Consider the following 12335-nt stretch of genomic DNA (forward strand, 5'->3'; position numbering starts at 1 on the left):
GGTACTTATATGTTTTCTGAATCTCCCATAAAACGTCGTAAATCGACCCGTATTAACGTTGGCAATGTTCCCATTGGCGACGGTGCACCTATTGCCGTGCAATCAATGACCAATACGCACACCACAGATGTTGATGCCACAGTGGCACAAATTAATCGTATCGTTGCAGTGGGTGGCGAAATCGTTAGAGTATCGGTGCCTACCATGGATGCGGCTGAAGCATTTAAACTCATCAAAGAACAAGTGAATGTGCCGCTGATTGCCGACATTCATTTTGATTATCGTATTGCCTTAAAAGTGGCAGAATACGGTGTAGATTGCTTACGTATTAATCCTGGTAATATCGGTAGTATGGAGCGTGTTCGTTCTGTGGTCGACTGCGCTAGAGATAAGAATATTCCTATTCGTATTGGCGTAAATGGCGGCTCTTTGGAAAAAGAGTTGCAAGAAAAATACGGAGAACCAACACCAGAAGCACTAGTTGAGTCTGCCATGCGTCATGTGGATATTTTAGATAAGCTGAACTTTGATCAATTTAAAGTCAGTGTAAAAGCCTCTGATGTGTTTTTGGCCGTGGGCGCATATCGCGAATTAGCGAAAAAGATTGATCAACCTTTGCATTTAGGGATCACCGAGGCGGGTGGATTCCGTTCTGGTGCGGTGAAAAGCTCAGTTGGTTTGGGGATGTTATTAGCCGAGGGGATTGGTGATACCATTCGTATCTCACTGGCGGCAGATCCTATCGAAGAAATAAAAGTTGGCTTCGATATCTTGAAGTCCCTGCGGATCCGTTCCAGAGGCATAAACTTTATTGCTTGTCCAAGTTGCTCACGCCAAGAGTTTGATGTGATTGCTACGGTAAATGCCCTCGAGCAAAGAGTGGAAGATATTTTAACGCCCATGGATGTATCAATTATTGGTTGTGTAGTAAATGGCCCTGGTGAAGCTGAAGTGTCCGATTTAGGGCTAACAGGTGCCCGCAACATGAGTGGTTTTTATTTGGATGGACAACGTCAAAAAGAACGCTTATCAAATGATGATTTAGTTGATCAATTAGAGAAACGAATTAGAGCAAAGGCGTCACAACTTGACGCCAGTCGAAAAATTGATGTGAAGCAGGTAGGTTAAATATTTTTAGCACTTGTAACACCACTATCAAAGCCCCTATAATACGGGGCTTTTTTATTAGGGTATTGGCAAATTGAGAGCCAATACAGAATCGAATTTCAGAGTACGTATTTAGTGACAAAACAAATTCAAGCAGTTCGCGGGATGAATGATTGCTTACCCGCTGATTCAGGTATTTGGCAATGGGTAGAAAATAAAATTCGCAGTGTTGTTAGCTCATACGGCTATCAAGAGTTGCGCACTCCCATTGTAGAAAGTACCGACTTATTCAAGCGCTCCATCGGTGAAGTAACTGATATCGTTGAAAAAGAGATGTACACTTTTGAAGATCGCAATGGTGACAGCTTAACTCTTCGTCCAGAAAACACCGCAAGTTGTGTTCGCGCGGGCAATCAACATGGTCTTATCTACAACCAACAGCAACGTATTTGGTATATGGGGCCTATGTTCCGGCACGAGCGCCCGCAAAAGGGACGTTACCGTCAGTTTCATCAATTTGGTATTGAGACCTTTGGACTTGAAGGCCCGGATATTGATGTTGAAGTGATTCTACTAAGTGCTCGCCTTTGGAAAGCCTTCGGAATCAGTGATCAAGTTACTTTGGAATTAAATTCATTAGGTTCGAATCAAGCCAGAGCCAATTACCGTGATGCCTTAGTCGAGTACTTAACGGCACGTAAATCTCAGTTAGATGAGGACAGTTTACGCCGTTTGGAGTCAAATCCACTGCGAGTATTAGACAGCAAGAATCCTGATGTTCAGGCGGCTATCAAAGATGCGCCAACCTTACTAGAGTATTTGGATGACGAGTCTAAAGTGCATTTCGAGACCCTGTGCTCGAAGTTAACGGATATGGGAATTGATTATCGAATTAATCCTCGTTTGGTTCGCGGTTTAGATTATTATAACCGTACCGTTTTTGAGTGGGTTACTGACAGTCTAGGTGCACAAGGTACAGTGTGTGCTGGAGGTCGTTATGATGGCTTAATTGAGCAATTAGGTGGTAAACCTAGTTCGGCTGTAGGCTTCGCAATGGGCATCGAGCGACTAGTTTTGATGTTACAAACATTAGAGTTAACCTCAGATGTTCCTGATCCCGTTGATATTTATGTGACCGCACTTGGTGATTCTACGGAACTTTACGCCATGAAATTGTCTGAGCAATTGAGAGATTCCTCTCCACAGCTTCGAGTGCAATTACATTGTGGTGGCGGAAACTTAAAAAAACAGATGAAACGCGCTGACAAGAGCGGTGCACCAATAGTGTTAGTGATTGGTGAAAACGAAATGAATGAACATAAAGTAGTGGTTAAATATCTGCGTGAAGACATTCCGCAGGTAACACTAGCCAGTGCTGAATTGGACACAGTTTTAGCTCAATATTTTACAAAATAAGATAAAGTACAATTACCTATTACAGTTTGTACGAGGAAAATTAAATGGAAGAGTTTGCAACAGAAGAACAACAAGTCGAAGCGATTAAGCGTTTTTGGCGTGAGAATGGCTTGGCAATTGCGGTTGGCGTAGTGTTAGGTGTAGGTGGTTTGTATGGTTGGAGATATTACAACGATACACAAATTGCAGCAAAAGAAGCGGCATCAATATCTTACGAACAATTAAGCACTACGTTAACTTCTGAAAATACGCAAAAAGCAGAAGCTTTTGTTGAAAGTAACGAAGGTGGATATTCTATTTTAACCGCCTTGCAGTTGGCTAAAATAGCCGTTGACAGTGGTGAATTAGAAAAAGCTGTCGACCATTTAAAATTTGCAGCAAACAATGCTCAAGACGCAGCACTAAAAAGCGTTGCTAATTTGCGCTTGGCAAGAGTACAGAATTCGTTAAATCAATTCGATCAAGCTTTAGCAAGTTTAGATTTAGTGACTCAACCTGCCTTCATTGCTCAAGTAGAAGAAATTAAAGGCGATATCTACTTCAACCAATCTAATTTTGACGCTGCCAAAGAAGCTTACACGGCGTCGTTAGAAGCGAATGCCGGTAATCAGCCAGTTAAAATGAAGTTAGATAATTTAGCGGTTGTTATAAATGGGTAATATCAGTATGGGTTTAAGTTGGATTAAAGTGGTTACATTTGTAAGTGTAATGACACTAGCAGGTTGTTCAACTATTTCTGGCTGGTTCATGGACGACGAAGAAATTGAAATCCGCACCCTAAAACCAATTGATGCTAAGTTTACTGCTACCCAGCTTTGGTCAAAAGATCTTACTGGGGGAATCGATAAATTCTATTCAAGATTACGTCCAGCGGTTGCCTATGACAAAGTCTTTGCAGCAAGTCGACAAGGTACTGTTGCAGCCTTCGAACTAGAATCAGGTAAGCAGGTTTGGAAGCGTGATTTTGCCGAATACCCTAACGATAGCTGGTACAGTTTCATCACCAATTTATGGTCTGATGGTGTCACGGCTAAAATTTCCGGCGGTCTCACGGTTATATACGAAACTGTGTTTTTGGGCTCTGAAAACGGCGAAGTTTATGCGTTAGATGCAAACACTGGTGAAACCAAATGGGTTACCCAAGTTCGCGGTGAAATTATTGCCTCTCCCGCCGTTGATGAAAACGTAGTCTTGGTTAATACCGGTTCAGGAACTCTTTTTGCGCTAGATGCCAATACTGGCGAACAAATGTGGATGTTTGAATCTGATGTGCCAGCATTGAGCTTAAGAGGTATTTCTGCCCCTGTCGCTGTAAATGGCGGTGCGTTAGTTGGTACTGCTACTGGTAAGTTGGTTGTGAACATTCTAGGTAGTGGCCAAACTGCTTGGGAACAAACCATTTCAGCTCCCTCAGGAGCAACGGAGTTGGAACGTATCGTTGATATCGATAGCCAACCCTTAGTTGTTGGACCCAACGTTTATGTTATTTCCTTTGATGGGACCTTAGCTGCTGTCGAGTTGCGCAGTGGAAGAATTATTTGGAAACGCGAATATAATTCCTACCGACGTTTAGGTATTGATGGCAATAGCCTATTTGTGACTGACAAGAATAGTAATATCTATGCCATCGACAGACGTAATGGCGTTGAGTTGTGGAGTCAAGGCGGCCTTAAAAAACGCAATCTTACATCACCTGAACCTATCGGCAAATACATGGTAGTAGGTGATAAGTATGGTTATTTACATTGGTTAGATAAAACCGATGGCACCATAGTGTCGCGTATGGATGTAGGTGGTGATGATGTAGATGAAGGGATTTATGTCGCCCCAGTTGCTTTTGGCGATAAAATTTATACCCAGACCAGAGATGGTGAACTAGTTGCCATTGAAGTCCCTATAATCTAATTAACTTTTGTTGATTTGACTTCATCGATTGTGTAAGTTCAAAGATATTAACTAGCAAGGAATAGGTTGCTAGCAAGAAACTGGACTTCATAGCCTAAGTACAAACTAATAACGGCTCAACTATCTAATTTAGATACTTGAGCCGTAACTTTTTATTGGAATGAAAATATGTTACCTGTCATCGCTCTCGTTGGTCGCCCTAACGTGGGAAAATCTACTCTATTTAATCGACTAACCAATAGTCGAGATGCCTTGGTTGCTGACTATCCAGGATTAACTCGTGACCGTAAATATGGTCAAGCCAAATATGAAGGCTTACAGTTTATAGTGGTAGATACCGGCGGTATCAGTGGTGATGAGCAGGGTATTGATGCAGAGATGGCCGAGCAATCCTTGTTAGCCATAGATGAAGCCCATGTGGTGTTGTTTTTGGTGGATGCTAGAGCTGGTTTAACACCTGCCGATATTGGTATTGCTAATCATTTGCGTAAACAAGAAAAAACCGTTTATGTGGTCGCTAACAAAGTGGATGGCATTGACGGTGACAGTGAAACTGCAGAGTTCTATTCTTTAGGGTTAGGTGATGTTTCACAAGTAGCAGCGGCTCACGGTCGAGGGGTTACTCAACTCCTTGAAAAGTCGTTAAAGCCCATTGAAAAGCTGTATCCTGATATGCACATCCCCGAAGTTGCTCGCGATGATGATGGGGAAAATGCAGAAGCTGAATTACTTCGTTTACAAAGCTTACCCATCAAGCTGGCAATTGTCGGCAAACCTAACGTGGGTAAGTCCACATTAACTAACCGCATTTTAGGTGAAGAACGGGTTGTGGTATTTGATATGCCAGGTACTACCCGAGACAGTATTTTCATTCCAATGGAGCGAGACGATCGCGAATATGTATTGATTGATACTGCCGGGGTTAGAAAGCGTAAAAAAGTGTCTGATGCGGTAGAAAAGTTCTCCATCATTAAAACCTTACAAGCCATTGAAGAGGCTAATGTTGTTTTATTGTGTATCGACGCCAGAGAAGGTATTGCTGATCAAGACTTGAGCTTACTTGGCTTTGTACTCAATGCAGGGCGCTCGTTGGTGATAGCGGTAAATAAGTGGGATGGTTTATCGAAAGATGTTAAGGACGATATTAAACGAGAATTAGACCGTCGTTTAGGTTTTGTCGACTTTGCCAGAATTCACTTTATCTCTGCATTACATGGCACTGGAGTAGGGCACTTATTCGAATCTGTGCAAGAAGCTTACGCATCTGCAACTAAACGTATCAACACCTCTATGCTGACCCGCATTATGGAAATGGCTCAAGAAGATCATCAGCCGCCTATGGTTCGTGGTCGCAGAGTGAAAATGAAATATGCCCATGCTGGAGGATATAACCCACCGGTGATCATTATTCACGGTAACCAAGTTGAAGATTTACCATCAGCCTATAAACGCTATATGATGAATTACTATCGTAAATCTCTACAAACCATGGGAACACCAATTCGGGTCGAGTTCAAAGAGGGTGCTAATCCATTTGAAGGTAAAACCAACAAACTTACCCTATCACAACAGCGCAAACGTAAACGTTTAATGACCCATCACAAAAAGCCTTAATGGCTTCAATATTTGAATTTGTCAGTCACAGATAGTCAAAAAGCACTGTCTGTGACTGTTGCTTTTTCCCTGCTAGTTTTTACCTATAACTTTGCTACTAACTGAACCATCATGAAACTGAGTGGTAATCTCATCATTTGGTTGTAATTGCGCACTGCTTTTGACAATTTCATTGTCTTTATAGGTAATGCTATAGCCGCGGGATAGGGTTGAAAGCGGGCTGACACTATCTAGCAACTCAGACGCTTTGGCTAATTGAAGTTGTTTATTTACCAACAGGTTGGTTGTGGACTTTTTCAATTGTTTAATCAGGTTTTGGTTCGTTTCCGTTAACCTTTCCAATCGATTTATAGGTGAACGATTATGCAATCGTTGGGTTATGCCATTTACACTGTTCGCGCTTTCTTCTAACCTGCGTTTCATTCGATGGGTCAGTAATATTTGCATCTGATCTAAATGTTGCGTTTGTTGCTTGATTCGGTTTTCTGGGTGCAGGGCTTTTAACTGCTGGCTAGCGATTTGCGATCTGTGCTTGTGAAATTGAGTTTGACCGACCATGCTTCGATGCAGTCGAGACTTTAGGCTCTGTAAGCTTTGCAGCACTTCTAACATGTCAGTACTGACCAACTCAGCCGCCGCTGAGGGAGTGGGAGCGCGAACGTCGGCAACAAAGTCAGCGATGGTTACATCCACTTCATGACCTACGGCACTAATGGTTGGGATCCCACATGAAAAGAGCCGACGAGCGACCGTCTCATCGTTAAAGCACCATAAATCCTCTAAAGAACCACCACCACGACCTATCACTAGTACGTCTATTTCATTACGTTGAACGGCTTTGTCTATGGCTTGGCACAGCTGATATGGGGCTAACTCCCCTTGTACTTGTGATGGGTAAACAATCACTGAAATTAGAGGGTTACGGCGCTTTAATACGGTTAATATGTCGTGCAGTGCCGCCCCTGTGGCAGAGGTGATGACCCCTACACGTTGAATGGTCTCTGGCAATGACTTTTTGTGTTCAGTAGAAAATAGACCTTCTGCGGCCAGTTTGACTTTAAGCATTTCAAATTGTTGTTTTAATTGCCCTTCGCCTTCAGGCTCCATGAAATCAACAATAATCTGATAATCTCCACGGGCTTCATATAAACCCACTGAAGCACGAACCAATATTTTGTCACCCTCTTTAGGACGCACTTTAATCCGTGAATTTGCACCACGAAACATCGCTGCTTTTACTTGAGAGCGAGCATCTTTTAGGGTGAAGTACCAATGCCCAGACGCTGCTGCGACAAAATTTGATATCTCTGCAGACAACCAAATTTGACCAATTTGAGACTCTAACACAGAGCGCGCAAGTCGATTTAATTGGCTAACAGTAAAGATATTTTTGGAGGGATTAGATTGGTTTGGCATAAAATCCTTAACGATAATGCTGAATTGCTTTCACTCCAGCTACTTATAATATTCTTAAGCATTGAGCTTCACTAAAAATAAACACAACAGTAAAGTTTTGCACCTATTTTTACTACGTTTTAATGGCACTATTTTGAGTAGAATGGGAGATAATGCAAATAAATCTATACGTTAACCAGATTAACCGCAAAAACTTTTGAAATTTTACTACAAATTCAGTTTACCTGATAACGCAAAACCGCTACAATCACGCCGCAATTAAAACCCGCTAAATATAGGTGTAATTGCATGTTGAGGATTGCTAAAGAAGCCCTGACTTTTGATGATGTACTCTTAGTTCCTGGGCACTCCACTGTGTTACCTCACACTGCCGATCTGCGCACCAGATTAACCAGCAGTGTATCATTGAATATCCCATTAATCTCTGCCGCCATGGATACAGTTTCTGAGGCACGGTTAGCTATTGCCCTTGCTCAAGAAGGCGGAATGGGATTCATCCACAAAAATATGGCCATTGAAGAGCAGGCCAACCATGTTCGTGCCGTTAAAAAGTACGAAAGTGGTGTGGTATCTGACCCTGTAACGGTAAGTTCACAAGCCACTCTAGGTGAAATCAATGCACTGAGTAAACATCATGGTTTCTCAGGTTTTCCAGTGGTTGATGACGATAATAACCTTATCGGCATTGTAACTGGCCGTGACTTACGTTTCGAAAATAAACTTGATCAACCAGTATCTAGCGTAATGACACCCAAGGAACGCTTAGTAACAGTGCCTGAAGGTGCTGCATCTGATGAAGTTTTAGAGTTGATGCATGAACACCGAGTTGAAAAAATTCTGGTTGTAGATGATGCATTCAAACTCAAAGGCATGATCACGGTTAAAGATTTCCAAAAAGCAGAAAATAAACCGAATGCGTGTAAAGATGAGTTAGGTCGTTTGCGAGTCGGTGCAGCCGTTGGCGTAGGACCAGGTACGGAAGACCGTATTCAAGCCTTAGTCGAAGCTGGTGTGGATGTGTTATTGATTGATACATCTCATGGTCATTCACAAGGTGTGCTTGATCGTGTCGCAACCACTCGTAAAACATTTCCTGATTTACAAATTATTGCTGGTAATGTGGCAACCGCTGATGGTGCATTAGCCTTAGCTGACGCAGGCGTTAATGCGGTGAAAGTAGGTATCGGACCTGGTTCAATATGTACTACACGAATTGTTACCGGTTGTGGTGTTCCACAAATCACTGCAGTTGCAGACGCAGTAGAAGCCCTTGAGGGAAGAGACATACCGGTAATTGCTGACGGTGGTATTCGTTTTTCTGGGGATATTGCCAAAGCATTAGTGGCCGGTGCAAGTTGTGTCATGGTGGGTAGTATGCTGGCTGGAACTGAAGAAGCGCCAGGGGAAGTAGAGTTGTACCAAGGACGTTATTATAAGTCTTATCGCGGTATGGGCTCACTTGGCGCAATGAATCAAAGTCATGGTTCTTCTGACCGTTATTTCCAAGATACTAAATCGGAAGAAAAAATGGTGCCAGAGGGGATTGAAGGTCGTGTTGCTTATAAAGGCCCAATTTCCAATATTATCCATCAACAAATGGGTGGCTTGCGCTCAGCAATGGGACTCACTGGTAGTGCTACCATTGACATTTTGCGCACTAAACCACAATTTGTGAAGGTAACAGCTGCAGGTATGGGTGAATCCCATGTGCATGATGTTAGCATCACTAAAGAAGCACCTAATTACCGCTTAGGTTAAGCTAACGATTCGTTCAATCTTAGGTATTGGCTTTCTGCCAATACCTGCTTTTATATTATTAACACGAGACTTTCCATGACCACTAATATTCATGATCAACGTATTTTAATTCTTGATTTTGGTTCTCAATATACCCAACTTATTGCCCGCCGCGTCCGTGAAATCGGCGTATATTGTGAGCTTTGGGCGTGGGACGTAAGCGAAGAGCAAATTAGAGAATTTAATCCCAATGGGATTATTCTATCTGGTGGTCCAGAGTCCGTTACTGAAGCTAATTCGCCTCGCGCACCTGAGTATGTATTCGAAGCCGGTGTCCCAGTATTTGGTATTTGTTACGGTATGCAAACCATGGCGGCCCAATTGGGTGGAAAGGTACTAGGTTCAGATAAACGTGAATTTGGTTATGCCCAAGTTGAAGTGATTGACAATATTCCGTTGTTAGCAAATATTGAAGATCATATTGGCAGTAACGGCAATGGTTTGTTGGATGTTTGGATGAGCCATGGTGACAAGGTGTTAGAAATACCTGAAGGTTTTGTCACCGGAGCACAAACTCCAAGTTGTCCCCATGCGGCAATGTTTGATGTATCTCGTCAATTTTACGGTGTGCAATTTCACCCTGAAGTAACCCATACTCGTCAGGGTATGCGTATTTTATCTCACTTTGTGATGGATATTTGTGGTTGCCAAAAGTTATGGACTGCGGCGAGTATTATTGAAGATGCCGTTGAACGTATTAAACGAAAAGTAGGCGATGACCAAGTTATTCTTGGCTTATCCGGTGGTGTTGATTCCTCGGTTACGGCAATGTTGTTACATCAAGCCATTGGTAAAAACCTCACCTGTGTGTTTGTTGATAACGGTTTGTTACGTCTCAATGAAGGTGAGCAGGTAATGGAAATGTTTGGTGATCACTTTGGTCTAAACATTATCAAAGTTGATGCTGAACCCCGCTTTTTAGCTGCTCTTGAAGGGGAAGACGATCCGGAAGCGAAACGGAAAATCATTGGTCGTGAGTTTGTTGCAGTGTTCGATGAAGAATCGAAAAAACTAAGTAATGCAAAGTGGCTTGCTCAAGGCACCATTTATCCTGATGTCATCGAATCTGCAGGCTCAGCAACCGGTAAAGCACATGTTATCAAGTCGCACCATAATGTGGGTGGTTTACCCGATGACATGGAAATGGGGTTAGTGGAACCTTTGCGTGAATTATTTAAAGATGAAGTACGTAAAATTGGTCTAGAGCTGGGCTTACCTTACGACATGTTATATCGTCATCCTTTCCCTGGTCCAGGTCTAGGGGTGCGAGTGTTAGGCGAAGTGAAAAAAGAGTATTGTGATTTACTACGCCGAGCAGATGCTATTTTTATTGAAGAGCTTCATAACGCCGATTTGTATCATAAAGTCAGTCAGGCCTTTACCGTATTTTTACCAGTACGTTCCGTCGGTGTAATGGGCGATGCTCGAAAGTATGATTGGGTGGTCTCATTGCGTGCAGTTGAAACCATTGATTTTATGACTGCCCATTGGGCGCATTTACCTTATGAGTTTTTAGGTAAGGTCTCTAATCGTATTATTAACGAAATTGATGGCATTTCTCGTGTGGTTTACGATATTTCAGGAAAACCCCCTGCAACCATTGAATGGGAGTAAAAGCTAAGGTCAGTAACATCTGACAATAGTTAGCACTACCAGAATAAACCTCAAAGCCCAGCGTTCGCGTTGGGCTTTTTGTTTGTGTAAGAGACAAACCTGATTATTGAGCTAGTTATTGAGTTTGACTAGGTAGATGCAACCGTTCCATAGGTTACAGACCAATTGGCCCAGAGAAGTATTGGGCAACTCAAACATATATCCGCTGCAGGAGAGGTCGAAATTTTATTTTTCCATAGACACTCGCCGCCTAACGTTTCATACATTACCTTTGTCGATCTAGTCTGTGCATTGCCCAAAGCCCAATAACCGGCCCCGGGAGTAACCACCATACTACCCACAACCCTTGCCATTGCCATAGCGCTGTAGTCAAGGCTATGGATGGAATGGTCAAAGCAAAGCCTATCGCATTTAACATGGCCAAGGTTGAACCGATTCGCTCTCTTGGCGCTGTTTCAGCGGCCAGAGCCGATAGCTGAGGAGAGTCCGCAATGACTGTTAGGCCCCAGATAGCCAGCAACGCTAACATTATTTCGGGGGACAAAAAGGTGACCAGTGGATAAACCAAACAGATAAGCCCCGAGGACCCCAGAGCCAAGCGCGCCACAGACAGGCTTCCTAAACGTCTGCTTAGTGCCCCACCGCCCACACAACCCAATAGGCCAAGGGCGATGATGCTAAATGATAACAAAGGGGTTGAGAAACCCTGTATATCGAGACGCCCCATTTCCCGGGATACCATAAATGGGATAAGTGTCCACATTGCATAAAGCTCCCAACTATGACCAAAGTAGCCCATAGCAACTGCGCGGAAACGCGGTTCTTTTAAGGCTGCAAGCCCTTCTCGGAGTCGAACCTTGTTACTTGAGGCTGGTAAGTGTGGGCCATCACCCAAAATGAAGATAACCGCTCCACCTAGCAATGCTAAAGCAGAAGCGCCTAAAAGCGTCCATTCCCAAGGAAGCCCTAAGGTCACGCCGCGCAGAAGATGGGGCAGGGCAGTGCCCAAAGTTAACATCCCTACTAACCATGCCAGAGCGGCTCCAACATATTTAGGTGTCCACCCAATCACTAGCTTCATACCTAGTGGGTAGATACCGGCTAGGCACAGGCCTGTAAAAAAACGTAACAGCAAATCGAATGGCTGATGAGCTGCTACAAACACAAAGCTGGCATTTGCCAGTGCACCGGCTAGGCAGGAAATTGCGAAAATGCGGCTGGCAGGTAATCGGTCAGCCAGACCTGTGGTGGCAATAAATAGCGTGCCAGTAATAAAGCCTGCCTGAACAGTGAGAGTTAACCATCCAAGATATTTTTCAGTTAGCCCAGTATCATGAATGAGAGCCAAGCCCACCCCATTAACTGAGAACCAAAGGGAAGTACCACATAGCTGAGCGAGCACGACAATGAATAACGGATGACTTCGAATAAAGTATGTCATTTCTCTCACCATATCCAACAAAAGA

9 protein-coding genes are annotated in these 12335 nt (G+C 43.3%); 7 read left to right on the plus strand and 2 right to left on the minus strand.

The features are described 5' to 3' along the window. Positions 1–9 precede the first annotated feature (9 nt). The 5 genes from ispG (at position 10) to der (ending at position 6042) form a co-directional block, all read left to right on the plus strand. A complete protein-coding gene (ispG, locus tag ABJV04_RS07740) occupies positions 10–1128 on the plus strand; it encodes a flavodoxin-dependent (E)-4-hydroxy-3-methylbut-2-enyl-diphosphate synthase (RefSeq protein WP_348490852.1) in 1119 nt (372 codons plus the stop codon). A gap of 114 nt (positions 1129–1242) precedes the next feature. Beyond that, complete coding sequence (gene hisS / locus ABJV04_RS07745) at positions 1243–2523, plus strand: histidine--tRNA ligase (RefSeq protein ID WP_348490853.1); 1281 nt, start codon at positions 1243–1245, stop codon at positions 2521–2523. Positions 2524–2567: 44 nt separating this feature from the next. Then, positions 2568–3182: a tetratricopeptide repeat protein gene (locus ABJV04_RS07750; RefSeq protein WP_348490855.1), complete on the plus strand. Its 615-nt coding sequence runs from the start codon at positions 2568–2570 to the stop codon at positions 3180–3182. 7 nt (positions 3183–3189) lie between these two features. Then, positions 3190–4428 carry an outer membrane protein assembly factor BamB gene (gene bamB / locus ABJV04_RS07755; protein WP_348491040.1) on the plus strand — a complete coding sequence of 413 codons (1239 nt, stop codon included), beginning with the start codon at positions 3190–3192 and terminating at the stop codon, positions 4426–4428. Positions 4429–4596: 168 nt separating this feature from the next. Continuing rightward, positions 4597–6042, plus strand: a complete 1446-nt coding sequence (gene der, locus ABJV04_RS07760) for a ribosome biogenesis GTPase Der (protein ID WP_348490857.1) — start codon at positions 4597–4599, stop codon at positions 6040–6042. A 72-nt stretch (positions 6043–6114) separates the two neighbouring features. Here der and xseA read toward each other — a convergent pair whose 3' ends face one another. Next, entirely contained in the window at positions 6115–7458 is a 1344-nt protein-coding gene (xseA, locus tag ABJV04_RS07765; protein WP_348490859.1) for an exodeoxyribonuclease VII large subunit, read from the minus strand. 288 nt (positions 7459–7746) lie between these two features. Here xseA and guaB point away from each other — a divergent pair, with 288 nt between their 5' ends. Further along, positions 7747–9216: an IMP dehydrogenase gene (gene guaB / locus ABJV04_RS07770; RefSeq protein WP_348490861.1), complete on the plus strand. Its 1470-nt coding sequence runs from the start codon at positions 7747–7749 to the stop codon at positions 9214–9216. A gap of 75 nt (positions 9217–9291) precedes the next feature. Further along, positions 9292–10869 carry a glutamine-hydrolyzing GMP synthase gene (gene guaA / locus ABJV04_RS07775; RefSeq protein ID WP_348490862.1) on the plus strand — a complete coding sequence of 526 codons (1578 nt, stop codon included), beginning with the start codon at positions 9292–9294 and terminating at the stop codon, positions 10867–10869. Between the two features lie 265 nt (positions 10870–11134). Here the strand turns inward: guaA and ABJV04_RS07780 are convergent, their stop codons facing one another. After that, positions 11135–12310, minus strand: a complete 1176-nt coding sequence (locus tag ABJV04_RS07780; RefSeq protein WP_348490864.1) for an MFS transporter — start codon at positions 12308–12310, stop codon at positions 11135–11137. Positions 12311–12335: the final 25 nt, after the last annotated feature.

Source organism: Aliiglaciecola sp., from assembly GCF_039982535.1.
Taxonomy (GTDB): domain Bacteria; phylum Pseudomonadota; class Gammaproteobacteria; order Enterobacterales; family Alteromonadaceae; genus Aliiglaciecola.

What these genes read in the sequence shown, in the direction of transcription:
- ispG (WP_348490852.1), top strand. Translation starts at nt 10, where the DNA reads ATGTTTTCTGAATCTCCCATAAAACGTCGTAAATCGACCCGTATTAAC.
- ABJV04_RS07750 (WP_348490855.1), top strand. Translation starts at nt 2,568, where the DNA reads ATGGAAGAGTTTGCAACAGAAGAACAACAAGTCGAAGCGATTAAGCGT.
- bamB (WP_348491040.1), top strand. Translation starts at nt 3,190, where the DNA reads ATGGGTTTAAGTTGGATTAAAGTGGTTACATTTGTAAGTGTAATGACA.
- der (WP_348490857.1), top strand. Translation starts at nt 4,597, where the DNA reads ATGTTACCTGTCATCGCTCTCGTTGGTCGCCCTAACGTGGGAAAATCT.
- xseA (WP_348490859.1), bottom strand. Translation starts at nt 7,458, where the DNA reads ATGCCAAACCAATCTAATCCCTCCAAAAATATCTTTACTGTTAGCCAA.
- guaB (WP_348490861.1), top strand. Translation starts at nt 7,747, where the DNA reads ATGTTGAGGATTGCTAAAGAAGCCCTGACTTTTGATGATGTACTCTTA.
- guaA (WP_348490862.1), top strand. Translation starts at nt 9,292, where the DNA reads ATGACCACTAATATTCATGATCAACGTATTTTAATTCTTGATTTTGGT.
- ABJV04_RS07780 (WP_348490864.1), bottom strand. Translation starts at nt 12,310, where the DNA reads ATGACATACTTTATTCGAAGTCATCCGTTATTCATTGTCGTGCTCGCT.